This window comes from Arthrobacter sp. Z1-15 (assembly GCF_054792395.1).
This window is the reverse complement of record NZ_CP096454.1, coordinates 926,678-942,335: the sequence shown is the minus strand read 5'-3', so window position 1 is coordinate 942,335 and position 15,658 is coordinate 926,678. Positions and strand designations below refer to the sequence as shown.

General features: G+C 66.6%; 14 protein-coding genes and 1 tRNA gene. 2 read left to right on the top strand and 13 right to left on the bottom strand.

The features are described 5' to 3' along the window. Nucleotides 1-33: 33 nt before the first annotated feature. The 4 genes from M1D40_RS04410 to M1D40_RS04395 all read right to left on the bottom strand — a co-directional run bounded on the left by M1D40_RS04410 (nt 34) and on the right by M1D40_RS04395 (nt 4,023). On the bottom strand, nt 34-1,035 hold the full coding sequence (locus M1D40_RS04410) for an ABC transporter permease (RefSeq protein ID WP_341394016.1): 1,002 nt from the start codon (nt 1,033-1,035) through the stop codon (nt 34-36). Then, a complete protein-coding gene (locus tag M1D40_RS04405) occupies nt 1,032-2,564 on the bottom strand; it encodes a sugar ABC transporter ATP-binding protein (RefSeq protein ID WP_461170341.1) in 1,533 nt (510 codons plus the stop codon). The genes M1D40_RS04410 and M1D40_RS04405 overlap by 4 nt, the downstream gene beginning before the upstream one ends. Next, nucleotides 2,561-3,574 (bottom strand): LacI family DNA-binding transcriptional regulator, encoded by a 1,014-nt coding sequence (locus M1D40_RS04400; protein WP_461170340.1) that lies wholly within the window; start codon nt 3,572-3,574, stop codon nt 2,561-2,563. Before M1D40_RS04400 ends, M1D40_RS04405 begins: the two co-directional genes overlap by 4 nt. 191 nt (nt 3,575-3,765) lie before the next feature. Further along, nucleotides 3,766-4,023 (bottom strand): hypothetical protein, encoded by a 258-nt coding sequence (locus M1D40_RS04395; RefSeq protein WP_461170339.1) that lies wholly within the window; start codon nt 4,021-4,023, stop codon nt 3,766-3,768. Nucleotides 4,024-4,238: 215 nt separating this feature from the next. On the opposite strand from M1D40_RS04395, the gene M1D40_RS04390 reads away from it, so the two are divergent. After that, nucleotides 4,239-4,520, top strand: coding sequence for a hypothetical protein (locus M1D40_RS04390; protein ID WP_341394020.1), 282 nt, complete (start codon nt 4,239-4,241; stop codon nt 4,518-4,520). Between the two features lie 11 nt (nt 4,521-4,531). On the opposite strand, the gene M1D40_RS04385 is transcribed toward M1D40_RS04390, so the two are convergent. The 9 genes from M1D40_RS04385 to M1D40_RS04345 form a co-directional block, all read right to left on the bottom strand. Continuing rightward, nucleotides 4,532-4,604: transfer RNA gene (locus M1D40_RS04385), tRNA-Leu, on the bottom strand. Nucleotides 4,605-4,724: 120 nt separating this feature from the next. After that, entirely contained in the window at nt 4,725-6,110 is a 1,386-nt protein-coding gene (locus M1D40_RS04380) for an NAD(P)/FAD-dependent oxidoreductase (RefSeq protein WP_341394083.1), read from the bottom strand. A 31-nt stretch (nt 6,111-6,141) separates the two neighbouring features. Then, on the bottom strand, nt 6,142-7,542 hold the full coding sequence (locus M1D40_RS04375) for a S8 family serine peptidase (protein WP_461170338.1): 1,401 nt from the start codon (nt 7,540-7,542) through the stop codon (nt 6,142-6,144). Further along, nucleotides 7,539-9,230, bottom strand: coding sequence for a DUF501 domain-containing protein (locus M1D40_RS04370; RefSeq protein WP_461170337.1), 1,692 nt, complete (start codon nt 9,228-9,230; stop codon nt 7,539-7,541). Before M1D40_RS04370 ends, M1D40_RS04375 begins: the two co-directional genes overlap by 4 nt. Nucleotides 9,231-9,352: 122 nt before the next feature. After that, a complete protein-coding gene (locus M1D40_RS04365) occupies nt 9,353-10,240 on the bottom strand; it encodes an FtsB family cell division protein (RefSeq protein ID WP_461170336.1) in 888 nt (295 codons plus the stop codon). A gap of 89 nt (nt 10,241-10,329) precedes the next feature. Then, nucleotides 10,330-11,613 (bottom strand): phosphopyruvate hydratase, encoded by a 1,284-nt coding sequence (gene eno, locus M1D40_RS04360; protein WP_341394086.1) that lies wholly within the window; start codon nt 11,611-11,613, stop codon nt 10,330-10,332. A gap of 159 nt (nt 11,614-11,772) precedes the next feature. Beyond that, the gene (locus M1D40_RS04355; RefSeq protein ID WP_461170335.1) at nt 11,773-12,465 is read right to left on the bottom strand and encodes a MazG nucleotide pyrophosphohydrolase domain-containing protein; all 693 of its coding nucleotides are present in this window, start codon (nt 12,463-12,465) and stop codon (nt 11,773-11,775) included. Further along, nucleotides 12,458-13,615 carry an adenosine deaminase gene (locus tag M1D40_RS04350; RefSeq protein ID WP_461170334.1) on the bottom strand — a complete coding sequence of 386 codons (1,158 nt, stop codon included), beginning with the start codon at nt 13,613-13,615 and terminating at the stop codon, nt 12,458-12,460. Before M1D40_RS04350 ends, M1D40_RS04355 begins: the two co-directional genes overlap by 8 nt. 127 nt (nt 13,616-13,742) lie before the next feature. Continuing rightward, nucleotides 13,743-15,074 carry an NtaA/DmoA family FMN-dependent monooxygenase gene (locus M1D40_RS04345; RefSeq protein WP_461170333.1) on the bottom strand — a complete coding sequence of 444 codons (1,332 nt, stop codon included), beginning with the start codon at nt 15,072-15,074 and terminating at the stop codon, nt 13,743-13,745. Nucleotides 15,075-15,188: 114 nt separating this feature from the next. Here M1D40_RS04345 and M1D40_RS04340 point away from each other — a divergent pair, with 114 nt between their 5' ends. Continuing rightward, a complete protein-coding gene (locus M1D40_RS04340) occupies nt 15,189-15,581 on the top strand; it encodes a MerR family transcriptional regulator (RefSeq protein WP_461170332.1) in 393 nt (130 codons plus the stop codon). The last annotated feature ends 77 nt before the right edge of the window (nt 15,582-15,658 follow it).

Below are 15,658 nucleotides of genomic sequence, written 5' to 3'. Positions count from 1 at the left end.
TCCTTTTTGGTGAGGTGTTGCGGTGGTGAGGGGTTAGTGGGTGGAGTTTTTCCGGCGCAGCGCGTCGGCGCCGACGGCGAGGGCAATGACCAGGCCGATGACTACCTGCTGCCAGAACGAGGAGACGTTCAGCAGGTTCAGGCCGTTGCGGATTACCACGAGGACAAGGGCACCGATCAGGGTGCCGCTGATGCGCCCGATACCGCCGGCCAGCGACGCACCGCCGATGACGACGGCGGCAATGGCGTCCAGTTCGTAGCCCGAGGCGGCCTGGGGCTGGGCGGAGTCAAGCCGTCCGGAGAGCAGCAGCCCGGCCAGCGCGGCAAAGAGTCCGGACAGCGCAAAGACGGTGACCAGGACCCGGCGCACCGGGATGCCCGAAAGGCGGGCCGCTTCGGTGTTGCCGCCCACGGCGTACATGTACCGGCCGATGACGGTGTAGTTCAGGATCAGGGCGGCGGCGATGCCGGCGATGACCAGCACCACAATGGGCATCGGGATCGGGCCCAGGTCTCCGCCCAGGAAGGACACTTCGTCGGCGGTGGCGATGGGCCGGCCGTCGGAGAGGACCAGGGTCAGGCCGCGGGCGACGCTGAGCATGGCCAGGGTGGCGATGAAGGAAGGCAACCGGCCGTAGGCGACGGCGAAGCCGCTGACCGCTCCGCTGAGAGCGCCGATCAGCAGCCCGCCCAGCAGTGCCAGCCAGCCGGGCAGGTTCCCCTGCGTGAACATCCAGGCGGACCCCATAGCCGACAACGCGGCAACGGAGCCCACCGACAGGTCGATTCCGGCGGCAACGATCACGAAGGTCATGCCGAAGGCCAGGACGGCAATCACCGAGGCCTGGATTCCGATGTTCAGGAGGTTCGGGCCGGTAAGGAAATCCGGCGTGGCGATGAAGAGCGCCAGTCCCAGGACCACCAGTCCCACCAGTGCCCCGTTGTCGGCGAGGAACTTCTTTGTCCGTGCCCCGGTGTTTGCCGGTGCCTGCTTGCGCGCACCCGTCTCCGGTGTCTGCACCGCTGCCTTGTTCATGATCCGTCCTTCATCAGTTGGTCTTCCAGGTCACGCTGTATATCCCGCACCGCCAGTGACATCACGGCGTCTTGGGTGGCGCCGTCGGCGTCGAGCTCACCGGCGATGTGTCCGCCGCTCATCACGAGGATCCGGTCGCTCATGCCCAAAACCTCAGGCAGTTCGCTGGACACCATGACGACGGCGCCGCCGGCGGCGGTAATGGCATTGATCAGTTCGTAAATTTCCACCTTGGCGCCGACGTCGACGCCGCGGGTCGGCTCATCCAGCAGCAGCACCGTGGACCCGGCCACGATCCAGCGGGCAAAAACTGCCTTCTGCTGGTTGCCGCCGGAGAGTGATCCGACGGCCTGGTCCAGGCTGTGCATGCGGATCCGCAGGCGGTCCGCCACCTCCTGTGCGCGCTTTCGCTGGCCGGTGAAGTCCACCACTCCGGCCCGGGCTGTGGCTTTCAGGGTGGCGTAGCCAATGTTGTCGTTCACTGCCGCCCCGAGCACCAGGCCCTGGACCTTGCGGTCCTCTGGGACATGGCCGAGGCCGGCGCGGATGGCTGCGCCGATGTCGGCCTTGGGCAGCTGTTTTCCGCGGACGTGAACGGAACCGGCCGTGTAGGAGTCGGCTCCGGCGATGGCACGGACCACTTCGGTGCGGCCGGCGCCCATCAGCCCGGCGAGCGAGACCACTTCGCCGGCGGCAACGGAGAAGGACACGTCATGGATCAGGCCCTTCATGGACAGACCCCGGACCTCGAGCAGCGTTTCCCCCGGCCCGGCGAATTCCCGGCGGCGCGGGAACTGCTGGTCGATGTCGCGGCCGACCATCAGGCGGACCAGTTCGTCCTCGTGGGTGTCCGCGGGAACCTCGGCAATGAACTTGCCGTCGCGCAGCACGGACACCGAATCGCCGATGGCGGCAATCTCGTCCAGGTGGTGGGAAATGAACACCATGCCCACGCCCTTCCGGCGCAGGTCCTCGACCACGGCAAACAGCGAGGCAATTTCGTGGTTGGTCAGCGCTGCGGTCGGCTCGTCCAGGATCAGCATCCGCGCGTCCAGGCTCAGCGCCTTGGCAATCTCCACCAGCTGCTGCCGGGCGATGCCCAGTTCCCCCACCGGCTGGTCCAGATCCACGTCCAGTCCGATCAGGTCCAGGGCGGCCTGCGCCTTTGCCTTCATGGCGCGCCGGTCCACCAGTCCGTACTTCCGCGGCATCCGGCCCAGGCAGATGTTCTCGGCAACGCTCATGGACCCCACCAGGTTCAGTTCCTGGTGGATGGTGGCAATGCCCAGGGCTTCGGCGGCCTTGGTGTCGGGCAGCGAGACAGGCTTGCCGTCCACGAGGATGCGTCCGCCGTCGGGCTGGTAGACCCCGGACATCATCTTGATGAGCGTGGACTTACCGGCGCCGTTTTCGCCCAGGAGCACCTGGACCTTGCCCGGGCGCACGTGGACGGTGACGCCGTCGATCACCGTCACCGGTCCGAAAGACTTGGTGACGCCCTCGAGCGTCAGGATGGGGGTCTCGCTCATGCTGGGTTTCCTCCTGGAAGGGACGGGGTGGAGCCGCGGATGATGAGCCTGCTCGGGAGCACCACGGATTCGGGTGATTCACCGGCAATTTCCGCGATCAGCAGGTCAACGGCCAGCCGTCCCATGGCGTGGACGTCGTGGGCAATCACCGTCAGCGCCGGGTTGAGCAGCGTGAAGGCTTCAATGTCGTCGTAGGCAACAAACGCAATGTCGGTGCCGATGGCCAGGCCCCGCTCGTTGCACACACCGACGGCGCCGATGCTCATCAGGCTGTCGGCGGCCAGCAGGGCCGTGGGCGGCACGGGAAGGTCCAGCAGCCGGCGTGCCCCGGCCGCACCGCTGGCGGACTGGAAGTCGCCGAGGAAGACGAGGTCGCCGTCGTCGTCGGCCCCGGTTTCGGCGACGGCGGCACGGAACGCCTGCAGCCGCTCGCGCCCGGTGGAGGTGGACTGCGGGCCGGCGATGTAGCCGATGCGCCGGTGGCCCAGCGCCGTCAGGTGCCGGACGGCGTCGGCGATGCCGCCGGCGTTGTCGGCCGTGACGCCGGGAACGGGTGCGCCGTCCACCACGCGGTCCACAAACACCGTGGGCACCTCGCCGGCCAGGATGCCTACCAGGCTGCTGGCTTCGCCCTGCGGTGCGGCGATCAGGCCGTCCACGCGCTGGGAGAGCATGACGTCGAGGTAGCGCTCCTGCTGCTCCTGACTTTCGTTGGCGTTCCCGAAGAGTGTCAGGTACTGGAATTCGCTGGCGCGCTGCTCAATGGCGTGGGCCAGGTCAGCGAAGAAGGGATTGCGGATATCGGGCAGCAGCAGGCCGATGGTCTGGGTGCTGGTCTTGCGCAGCGAGCGGGCCTGGGCGTTGGGCCGGAAGCCCAGCTCGGCGGCTGCCTCACGCACAGCCTGGCGGGCGTCCTCGGAGGTGGCGGAGTGCCCGGACAGCACGCGCGATGCCGTGGCTGCCGAGACGCCGGCTTTCCTCGCCACGTCCTTGATCGTCGTTGACCGCACTCTGCTCCCTACACCGTTGTGGAATCGATTCCATGGAATCGATTCCAAGTATGGGGCAGATCATGCTGTGGCGTCAAACACGGCGCAGTGGGCCGGGTAACGGGAAGGTGCGTCAGGTGCTGCCGGAGGGGTCCGCGAAGGTGCTGCCAGGGGCGTCAGGGCAGGGGCCGCAGGGGCGGCGCGGCAGAGGGCTAAACGGGAACGACGTCCCAGTCCGGGGCGCCGTCCCACCGGACGTAGAGATCCTTCGGCAGGGACGCTCCCCCGCCGTGATACATGTGGAACTCCACGGCCTCGCCCTCCGCGAGGTTCATCCCGGCGGGCAGGTTCTTGGTGTTCACTCCCACCCGTGACCCGTCAACCACCACATTCACGAGATCGTGTCCGCTGACGTTGCGGAGCACGTAGGTGTCCTTGGACGGGTTTTCCAGTCTCAGGGCATTGCTCATGGCCACTCCCGGCGCAGATTGGGCTTGGAAACTTGGGCTTGGACTCCGCGCTGCAGCCGCGTTTTGAGCTGGAGCTGCAGGCACCGCCTGTCCTCCTCATGCTACTGACGGGCGCCCGCGCGCCGGAACCCGCTGCGGGCTGGGACCGCCCTCCCGCGCAGAAAATAAAACCGCCCAAGGGCCATCCCGGCGGCTGCATCCGACGAATAGGAATCATGATCGAGCAGAGCTATCACCGGCAGTCGGACCACCCGCTCCGGGAGTTCTCCGGCACCTACGGCGGCTTCTATCTGCTGCCCGGGGAAGCATGGGGTGTTTCGGTGGCCGAGGACGGAACGCCGCACGCCCGCTGCTGTTCCTGCAGCTGGGAGTATGACGCCGCGACGGAGGACGAAGCTGTCCGCCTGGTTTCCTCGCACCTGCGGGTGGCGCATCCGGACGAGTCCGGCGTGGTAAATCCGGAGGATAGGACGGCGGACAGAACACCCGGGCCGTAAGAAAACCGCAGTACCCCAGGTCGGACTCGAACCGACAACACATGGATTTTAAGTCCACTGCCTCTGCCATTGGGCTACTGGGGCGGAAGCCTAAGCTTCTGCTCAAGCCTACTGGAAGCCCCACCGGGGCAGAAAACAACGACGGCGGCCCCTCCCTCAGGAGGAACCGCCGTCGTACGCGTTCTGCAGGAGCAGGAAGGGCTGCTACTTAGCAGCTTCCTTCTTCTTGGCCGGCGCAGCGGCAGCCTGGAACGACTGGCGCGGGTTCTTCAGGTTGCGCAGGTCGGTCAGGTCGCGGCCGTAGGTCACGTTCATGAGCCAGCCGGAGATCACGCGGAACTTGCGCTCGAACATCGGCATGGCCAGGCCGTGGTAGCCGCGGTGTGCCAGCCAGGCCGGGAAGCCCTTCATGCCGAAGCCCATGATGTTGGCAACGCCCTTGTACTGGCCCAGCCCGGCAACGGCACCGAGGCTCTTGTGGTTGTATTCCTCGACGCTGCCCACGCCGTAGCGGGCGGCCAGGATGTTCTTGGCCAGCAGCTTGGCCTGGCGGACGGCGTGCTGTGCGTTCGGGACGCAGAAGCCGCCGACACCGCCGCCGGAGAGGTCGGGAACGGCCGAAACGTCGCCGGCTGCCCAGGCGCCCTCGAGGGGGCCGTCGTCGCCGGTGATGCGCAGTTCGGCGTTGGCGCGGACGCGGCCGCGCTCATCGATCGGGAAGTCGGTGGCGCGGACCATCGGGTTGGCCTGCACGCCGGCGGTCCAGATCAGGGTGTCCGTGGCGAATTCGCCGGCCGGGGACTTGTCCGCCATGTTGATCAGCTTGAGGACGCCGTCTTCGGCGGAGGCCAGCGAGGTGTTCAGCAGGACCTCGATGCCGCGCTCACGCATGCTCGAGACAACCCACTCGGCCTGGTCCGGCTTGACCTCGGGCATGACGCGGCCCATGGCTTCAATCAGGACAAAGCGGAGGTCTTCGCGCTTGAGGCGGTTGTTGATGCGGACCGCGTCGCGGGCCATGTCTTCAAGTTCGGTCAGCGTTTCAATGCCGGCGAAGCCGCCGCCAACGACGACGAAGGTCAGTGCGCGCTCACGCTCGGGGCCTTCGGGCATCAGCGATGCGGTCTCGATGCGCTCGAGCACGTGGTTGCGGGTGCCAACGGCCTCTTCGATGGACTTCATGCCGATGCCGGCCTCGGCCAGGCCGGGGATCGGGAAGGTGCGGGTGATGGAACCGGCGGCCAGGACAACGTCCTGGTACGGAAGCTCAAACGGCTCGCTGCCGTCGGCCGGCTCAATGACGGCCGTGCGGGCGGCGTGGTTGATGGAGATGACCTTGCCCGTGATCAGCTCGGTGTTCTTCAGGTGCATGCGGTGGGACACGACGGCGTCGCGCGGCTCAATGGTGCCGGCGGCAACTTCGGGAAGGAAGGGCTGGTACGTCATGTACGGCAGCGGGTCGACAACCGTGACGATCCCGCCTTCGTCCTTGACCTTCTTCTGGAGGTTCTTTGCTACGTAGAGACCTACGTAGCCACCGCCAACCACCAGGACGCGGGGACGGTCTGAAAACTGTGTCGTAGATGCCATGCCCTTATCGTACCTGAGTTTGTGAAAACCTTCACGAGATTTCGGAGTATTTTAGCTGACCCGTTTCGGTCTCCTCCGCCACAGGATGGTCTGCGGAGCGGCGGCGCGCACGGGCGACGGCAACGGCTCCTGCCACCGTCACGCCCACCAGCAGTCCGCCGAACCCCAGGACCAGCGCCGCGGGCAGCGGATCCGACTCGGCATCCGGAGGAAGCGCCACCGGAACCGTGGGCTCCGGAAGATCCGGCACCACGGGCTCTACAGCTACGGGGGCATCGGAGGCGGGCGCGGTTGGCGCCGCCCGGCGGTGGATCCGGATCCAGTCCGCAATGCTGCCCAGCGGATTAGCCGACACCGAGGGAACGTCCGAGCTCAGGGCCGCTCCGGCGTTCAGGATTCCGTAGCCGTAGAGGGTGTCCTGCCCCGGAGCGCCCGCGTCCCGGGCGGTGCTGATGATCCGGTTGATGACGTCTGCTGCGCTCATGTCCGGGTAGGCGGAGCGGATCAGGGCCGCAGTGCCCGCAACGAGCGGTGCGGCACCGGAGGTACCGCTCCAGTCCGCGTACCGGGCCGGGCCGCCGGGCAGGCCGCCCACCAGGTCTTCCGCCGGTGCGGCAACGCCGATGCTGATGCCCTCGGAGGAAGAATCCTGGCTTGCCTCGCCGTTGCGGTCCAACCCGGCGACGGTCAGCACACCCGGGATGGTGGCGGGAGCGCCCACCTGGACCATGCCGACGCCGCGGTTGCCCGCGGCCACCACTACGACGACGTCCTGCTGCTCGGCGTACAGGAACGCGTCGTCCCAACTTTCGGGCCATGAGGTGGACGAGCTCCCCAGGGACATGTTGATCACGCCTGCGCCATTGTCCACGGCCCACCTGATGGCGGCCGGGATCTGGTCCTCGATGGAGATCCCGGCGGGGTTGTCGGGGCCGATCCACGCGGAAACCGCCAGCAGTTCCGCCTTGGGCGCCACCCCGATAATGCCGTCGGATTTCACGGGAGCGGGAGCCTTCTTGGTTGGCTCTGCCTCACCGTCCGTGTCCTTCTCCGGCTCAACCGGGGGGAGGTGGCCGCGGCCGGCGAGCAGCGTGGCCACCAGTGTTCCGTGGGACGGGTTGGCCCCCACTCCCCTGCTGCCGGCAGGATCACCGGCACCGGAGACGTCTGTTCCGCCCGTTACTGCTCCCGCAAGATCCGGGTGGGTGGGGTCGATGCCGGTGTCGATCACCGCCACTTTAACGCCTTCGCCCTGGCTCACCTTCCAGGCAGCGTCAAAGCCGGAATCGGCAAGCCAGTACTGTTTGTCGCGCCACTCGTCCGCGGAAGCCGGTGCGGCCGGAAGCAGGGTCAGCATCAGCAGCGACGCCAGCAGGACAGCCCGGCGCCCCTTTTTCCGCCGCTGCCCGGGTGCGGCCCAGGCACGGGTCACCGCGCAGCGCTCAGGGCTATGCCGTCCAGGATGTCGTGCTCGCTGCTCACTGCCGAGGAAACTTTCCCGTCGGTGAGTTCCGACACCCGGTCCACTATCGTCTGCCAAATCAGGGCGCCGGCGCCGATGACGTCCACGCGGCCCGGATGCATGTACGGCAGGGCGGCACGGGCCTCCCGGTCCATGTGCAGCAGTTCCGAGGCAGCCTGGTCGATCCGGGCGACGTCGAGGTCGGCCCCGTGGATCGCCTCGGGCGAGTACTCGGGCAGGTGCAGCGCATGCGCGGTCACCGTGGTGATGGTGCCGGCCACGCCAATCAGGCGGTCGGCTTCAGCCAGCGGCACGGTCTCAAGAACCTGGGCAATGATGTCCAGGACGTCACCGCGGGCGACGGCGATTTCCGCCTCCGTAGGCGGGTTGGACGTCAAGTGCCGTTCGGTGTAGCGGACGCAGCCCATGTCAGTGCTCTTGGCGGCCAGGACGCCTTCGGAGGTGCCGAGGACAAACTCGGTGCTGCCGCCGCCCAAGTCCACCACCAGGGTCTTGGTGCCGTTGCTGCTGCCCAGAACGCTGGCGGCCCCGACGAAGGACAGTGCGGCCTCTTCGTCGCCGCTGATAACTTCGGGTTCCACGCCCAGGCGCGCGCGGATTCCGTCCACGAACTCGGCCCGGTTTTCCGCGTCGCGGCTGGCCGAGGTGGCAACAAACCGGACCCGGCCGGCCCCGTGTTCGCGGATGAGCGCGGCGTACTCGTCAGCGGCCTCGAAGGTCCGTTCCAGGGCCTCGGGAGCCAGGCGGCCGGTGGCATCAACACCCTGCCCCAGCCGGTTCACCCGCATCAGGCGGACGACGTCGGTCAGCTTGGGAACTCCGCCGTCGTACGTCACGTCCGCAATGAGCAGGCGAATGGAGTTGGTGCCGCAGTCCACCGCGGCAACGCGCTCCGCCGGAGCATGTTCCTGCGCCTCGCTGTTTTCCGGCGCTGCACTGTTTTCAGGCATTTCACTGTTCTCCGGCACGGCATCCCCCTGCTGTTCGGCGTTGGCGGCCTCAACGGCCTCGCGGCGGGCGGCACGCTTGGCGTCCAGCTCCTCCGCGGAGAGGCCCTGGGTCTTCGTGTGCCGGCTCAGGTCGCGGCTGGGCGCCGCGGCCGTTGTGTCCCACGCGCCCTCACAATAGCAGCGTTCGCGGGTCCACCACGGGGAAATCCGTTCCAGGGCTTCATCACCGAGCGGATTGACGCCGGGGCCGGCCGCCAGCGCATGGCCCACCAGGACGTGGAGGCACTTTACGCGGGTGGGCATCCCGCCGGCCGAGACGCCGTCGATCTCGGGAACGGGCCCGACGCCGGTGCGGGCGCCAATCTCATTGCGCACCTGAAGATACGCTTCGTGCGCAGCCCGGTAGCGGGCCGCAAGCTCGGGGTCCTGCTCCAGCCGCTCGGTCATTTCGGTCATGAGGCCGGAGGCTTCGAGCCGGGAAACCGCTGCCGTGATCACGGGGTGCGCCAGGTAGTAGGTGGTGGGAAAGGGAATACCGTTGCTGAGCCGCGGAGCCGTGGTGGCTACCAGGGGGTTGCCGCAGACGCAGCGCGCCCCGATTTCCACGACGTCGCGTGCCGGCCTGCCGAGCTGTCGGCTCAGTGTCTCCAGATCTTCGGAGGTGGGGGTGAGCTGCTCCTGGGTCATGCCGGAGGTTCCTTCCTGGGGGCCTGGACGGGCCCGGGCTAAGTGATGTCTGCGCTTCTAAGATTACTGTGCGCGGAACGGCGCCGGGGCCGAAGCCCGGCAGGAGGGATGCGGCGGTACAGCTACGGCGCCGTGGCCGCCCTCTTGACCGAGTCCCACAGCGAGTCGACCCACTGCAGGTCTTCCGCTTCTTCCTGCGCCTGCTGCTCCGCTTCCTCCACGCCATGTTCACCCTTGACGAGGTAGCGGGTCTCCCCCGGCATCACCAAAAAGATACGTTCGCGGGCCTGCTGCTTGATGTAGTTGGGGTCTTCCCAGCGCTCCAGCTCGGATTCCAGGTTCCGGGATGTCTCCTTCTCGGCGGCGATGTCCGCCTCAAGGGCGGCAATGTCGGAGCGCTGATGCAGGTACGTGTTCACTGACGGCGCGAGGAGAACCGTTATTACCAACGTCACCATTGCCAGGACGAGGAGGCGGCCGGAAAAGGCCTTCGCCGGAACCGGGCGCAGGTCATCGGCAGCCGTCTCGCCTGCGGCACCGCCGGGGGTGCCGGGAGACTGCTCCTGCGCCTGTATCCGGCGCCGGAACCTGCCGGCGGCAGCCGCGGAGCTGTCAGCTTTGCGACCGGCCGGGGCCTTGGCTGCGGGGGCCGCCTTGGCCGGAGCGGCTTTGGCCGCGGTGGACTTGGCAGGGGTGGACTTGGCAGGGCTGGACTTGGCAGGGGTGGACTTGGCCGGTGCTTTAGCCGCCGCTGGCTTGGCTGCTGTTGTGCCCGGTGCCGCCTTGCCCGGTGCCGCCTTTGGCGTGCCGGCGGCACGGAGCGTTTTCCCGCCGGCCGGTTCCGTGTTCCCGGCTCCGTCCACGGGCTTAGTGGCGCTGATCGTATCCGGGTCAGCCGCCGGGCTGCGCCGACGCACCGGTTTGGTCCCGCCGCGGCCGGAGGCAGTCCCGCCTGCGGCGCCGTTTCCCGCTGAACCGGCCTTGGGCACTTTCGGACGTCGGGTGGGCATGGGACTCCTTGAAGCGAACTAGTAAAAACAGACGGGTTAAACACAACCGGCGGGCACCCTCTTAACGAGGGTACCCACCGGCAGCAGGCTTACTCTGCCGTGAAACGCGGGAACGCGCTGCGTCCTGCGTAACGGGCGGCGTCGTCGAGCTCTTCTTCGATGCGCAGCAGCTGGTTGTACTTGGCTACGCGCTCGGAGCGGGCCGGGGCACCGGTCTTGATCTGGCCGGCGTTGGTGGCAACGCAGATGTCGGCAATGGTGGTGTCCTCGGTTTCGCCGGAGCGGTGCGAGGTGATGGTGGTGTAGCCGGCACGCTGGGCCATCGTGATGGCGTCCAGGGTTTCGGAGAGGGTGCCGATCTGGTTGACCTTGACCAGCAGGGAGTTGGCGGCGTTGCGCTTGATGCCGGTCTCCAGACGGGTGGGGTTGGTGACGAACAGGTCATCGCCCACAATCTGCACCTTGTCGCCGATGGAGGCGGTCAGGGTCTTCCAGCCGTCCCAGTCCTCTTCATCCAGCGGGTCTTCGATGGAGACGAGCGGGTAATCCCGGACGAGTTCCTCGTAGTAGGCGGACATTTCCTCTGCCGTGCGGCTGGTGCCTTCGAAGAGGTAGGAACCGTCCTTGAAGAACTCGGAAGCGGCAACGTCGAGGGCCAGGGCAATGTCGGTGCCCGGGGTGTAGCCGGCGCGCGTGATGGCTTCGAGGATCAGGTCCAGGGCGGCACGGTTGGACGGCAGGTTGGGGGCAAAGCCGCCTTCGTCGCCGAGGCCGGTGGACAGGCCCTTTTCCTTCAGGACGGACTTGAGGTTGTGGTAGACCTCAACGCCCCAGCGCAGGCCTTCCGAATAGGTCTGGGCGCCCAGGGGGACAATCATGAATTCCTGGATGTCGACGTCCGAATCAGCGTGCGAGCCGCCGTTGAGGATGTTCATCAGCGGCACGGGCAGGATGTGCGCGTTGGGGCCGCCCAGGTAGCGGTACAGCGGCAGGGCTGCGGACTCGGCGGCAGCGCGGGCCACGGCCAGGGAGACGCCCAGCATGGCATTGGCGCCCAGGTTGGACTTGTTGTCGGTTCCGTCCAGGTCAATCATCGTCTGGTCGATGGCACGCTGGTCAGCGGCGTCGAAGCCCAGCAGCGCCGGCTGGATCTGCTCGATGACAGCTTCAACGGCCTGCAGAACGCCCTTGCCCTGGTAGCGGGTCTTTTCGCCGTCGCGGCGTTCGTTGGCTTCGAAGGCACCGGTCGAGGCGCCGGAAGGGACCGCGGCGCGGCCGAACGTGTCATCATCAAGCAGAACCTCCACCTCAATGGTGGGGTTTCCGCGGGAATCCAGGATTTCGCGGGCGTGAATGGCATCGATGATTGCCATGGGAATGCTCCTGTTCGTTGGAACGCTAGTGGTAACTACAGCCGGCGCTATGAAACGCGCCACGCTGTCTGGTTCCAGCCTAGTTGAAACCGGCGCGGTAGTAAGGCCCCGCACCGCCATACGGGTGGTTTTCCGGGGTCCGGAACGCGGCCGGAGCCGCTAGCGGCGGTTGGTGAAACGGCCGACGGCGGCGCGCAGCGCGGCCTCGGCGTCCAGCCCTTGGGCCTGCGCCCGGCGCACGACGTCGAACAGGTGGTCACCCAGCTCATCCTCGCTGTTCCAGGACGCCGGCGGCGGCCCCTCCGCTTCAGCCGGCAGCACCGGCACCCCGGCACGCCGGGCCCGGTCCTGCACCTTCGCGGCCAGCAGGAGGGCCGGAAGCCCCGCGGGAACACCGTCGTAAGGGGAGGTCCGCTCCGGCTTTTCCTGCTGCTTGACCCGGTCCCAGGCCCGTTCAATTTCTGCCGGATCATCCGTCGTCTCTGCCCGGAGGGTTCCGTCAGGGGCAAACACATGCGGATTGCGGCGGATCATCTTCGCTGTGAGCGAATCCACTACGTCGCCGATGCTGAAATGGCCCATTTCCTCCTGCAGCCGGGCGTGCAGCAGGACCTGGAACAGGACATCACCCAGTTCCCCCGCCAGTTCCTGTGCATGTTCCGGTCCGGTGTGCCCGGATTCCACCGCCTCCACCACCTCATAGGACTCTTCGATGAGGTATTCCAGCAGGGAGCGGTGGGTCAGGGCAGCCGTCCAGGGACAGCGTTCGCGCAGGACGGCGATGACCCCGGCCAGACGGGCGAACCGCCGGCCGAGGTCATCGCCGGAGGCGGCGGAAGCCGAATCAGCCACGGGCCTGGTTGAAACCTTCCGTGACATAGGCGGCCAGCGCATCGCGCTCTTCCAGGGGAAGGAAGGCTGCATCAACGGCATTCATAGTCAGTTCCAGCATGTCGTCCAGGTCATAGTCGAACGTCTCCGCCAGCAGCTCAAACTCGCCGGTGAGGGTTACTCCGCTCATCAGGCGGTTGTCGGTGTTCACCGTGACCTGGAATCCGGTCTGGTACAGCAGGTCGATCGGATGGGATTCGATGTCCCCGCCAAAGGACTCGACGGCACCGGTCTGCAGGTTGGAGGAAGGGCAGATTTCGAGCGGAATGCCGCGGTCGCGGACCCATCCGGCCACCTGTCCGATACTCACCATGCCCACCGCGGTGTCGCTTCCCCCGTCAACTCCGGGAGCGTCGTCGGCCTCGAAGTCCACCTCGATGTCCTCGGCGATACGCACGCCGTGCCCCAGCCGAAGCGCACGCCCGTGCACGAGGGCATCGCGGATGCTCGCCACCCCGGCGGCTTCGCCGGCATGCACGGTAACCGGGAACTGGTTCTCCGCCAGGTAGGTAAATGCCTCCGCAAAGCGCGCGGCAGGGAACCCGTCTTCGGCGCCGGCGATGTCGAACCCGACGGCGCCGCTGTTCCGGTGCCGGACGGCGAGTTCAGCAATTTCCATCCCGCGGTCGGCGTGGCGCATGGCGGTGATGAGCTGCCCCACCTGGATCAGGCGGCCGCCGGCTTCCACCGCGTCCACGCCCGCGTTCAGGCCTTCCTGCACGGCTTCGACGGCTTCATCAAGACTCAGGCCGCCCTGCAGGTGCTGCTCGGGCGCCCAGCGGATCTCGGCGTAGACAACGCCGTCGTCCGCCAGGTCCTCCACGAACTCCCGCGCGACGCGGGCAAGGTTTTCGCGGGTCTGCATGACGGCAATGGTGTGGTCAAACGTTTCCAGGTAGAGCGGCAGCGATCCGGAGTCCGCGGCTTCGCGGAACCATTTGCCGAGGGCCACCGGATCGGTGGAGGGGAGCTCGTGTCCCGCCGCCTCGGCCAGCTCGATGATGGTGGCCGGCCGCAGGCCGCCGTCGAGGTGGTCGTGCAGCGAGACCTTGGGCAGGCTCCGGATGTCGAGGGACGGGTCAGAGGCAGGAAGCAGAATAGGCTCAGTCACGCTGCCAACTCTACGTGAGCTGCGGCACTGTCCCGGCCATTTCAACGGACCCAGTTACGTCGCCAGCTGCTCGCTGTTTCCTCGGAGACACCACCTAAGTCCCGTCTTGGTGTCAGCGGAGATCTCATCAGACGGGATCTGCGAGCCGCAGGTCGATCCCATACTGGGCGGGGGCACCGAGGTGGTCGCGGAGCGTACTGCCTTCGTAGTCCCGGTGGTAGATGCCGCGGGCCTGCAGAAGGGGGACGACTTCGTCGACGAACGTGTCGATGCCGTCCTCGTTGACGTCGATAGAGACCCAGAATCCGTCGCAGGCGCCGGCATCGAACCACTCCTGCATGTGGTCCGCGGTGGCCAGTGCGTCGCCGACGGGGGTGGGGTGGTAATCGATGACGCCGTGGGCCAGGATGTCGCGGATGGTCCATCCTTCCCGCGCTATCTGCAGTGCTCGTGCGGAGCGGGGATCGAAAGGACTCGGTGAGGCGGCCTGCAGCTGGGCGGGTGTCAGGGATTCATCAAGGTGACCGGCGTCGAGCTGCAGGTTCAGCATCGAGCCGAGGTAGGGCACGCGGGATGCTGCTGTGAGCTCACCCAATTGCACGCGCCGGTCAAGAGCGGCCCGTTTGTTCTTGCCGATGGCAGGCATGACTCCTGCGAAGAACATAATCTCGTCCGGGTTCCGGCCCGCCCTTCGGGCGGCGTCACGGTAGGCCTGGCGCTGGTTGCGGGCTTCTTCTATGGTGAACACTGCTGCGATGACGCCGCTGGCGTAGCGTCCGGCCAGTTCGAGCCCGTTCTCGCCTCCGCCGGCGGAGAAGATGACGGGTTGGCCCTGCTCCGAGGGTGGGATGGGGAGCGGCCCGCGTGAGGCAACGTATTCTCCCTGCATGTTGATGGGCTGGATCTTATCGGGGTCGGCGAAGTGACCGGTTTCCTGATCTTTGATCCACGCGTCCTGCTGCCAGCTTCCCCAGAGAGCCTGGGCGATCTGGATGGTTTCGTGGGCTCGCTGGTAACGCTGCTGCCGCGGCGCTACAGCTTGTCCGAAGTTCGCTGCAGCGGCAGGGTCGCTGGTCGTTACTGCGTTCCACCCGGCACGGCCGTGGCTCATCACGTCGAGGGCCTTGAATTGGCGGGCAAGGTTGAAGGGCTCATTGAACGTTGTAGAGCCGGTGGCGACAAGACCGATGCGCTTCGTAGCGCGGGCGATTGCCGCAAGCGTCATCATAGGTTCGAGGGTGATCTGGGGAGCTGCGTTATTCAGGCCGGACTGCAGTCCGGGGAAATCCGGGAGGAACAGGAAGGCGAACTTCCCGCGTTCGGCGGCCTGAGCGTAGCGGACCTGAGCGTCAAAGCTGGTGTAGTTAGCCGGGTCCACGCCGGGTGCACGCCAGGCGGAGCCCTGCGATCCATATCCATTCCCCAGATGCATACCCAGAATCATGTGCGGTTTGGTCATTGGTCCTCCTCGTACAGCTGTTCGCGGGCTTCTCATGATGGTGCTTGTCCAGTGTCAACGTTGCCATTAGTGTTAAGGTCAAATCGTGCAGGGCTTGGAGAATCGGAGGGCGTTATGCGCATTGGCGAGCTGGCCAAGGAAACCGGTGTTCCTGCCCGGATGCTGCGGTACTACGAGGAGCAGGGCCTCATTTCGCCGCGTCGCCTGTCTAATGGCTACCGGACGTACGACGAGTATCTGGTTGATCGAGTGAGGAAAATCCGGGGGCTGGTGGATGCCGGGATTCCGACGCGGATCATTTCGGACATCCTGCCGTGCCTGGATCAGCCACAGACGATTGTCGTGAAAAATGCCGAACCCGGGCTGCGGGAGCTCCTTTCCACGGAGCGGGACCGCATGACGGAGAAGATCGATTTCCTCATGCACAACCGTGACGCAATTACCCGATACATCGAAGCGATCGACCGTGCTGCCGTTTCTCCGCGCCAGGCAGCGCAGGCCTGGTAGCCAGAGAACAGCTATCCCAGGGCAAGTGAGCTTCTTCGTCCGCTTCATGCCCGTTTGGGTTGCGGCGGCCCTGTAGC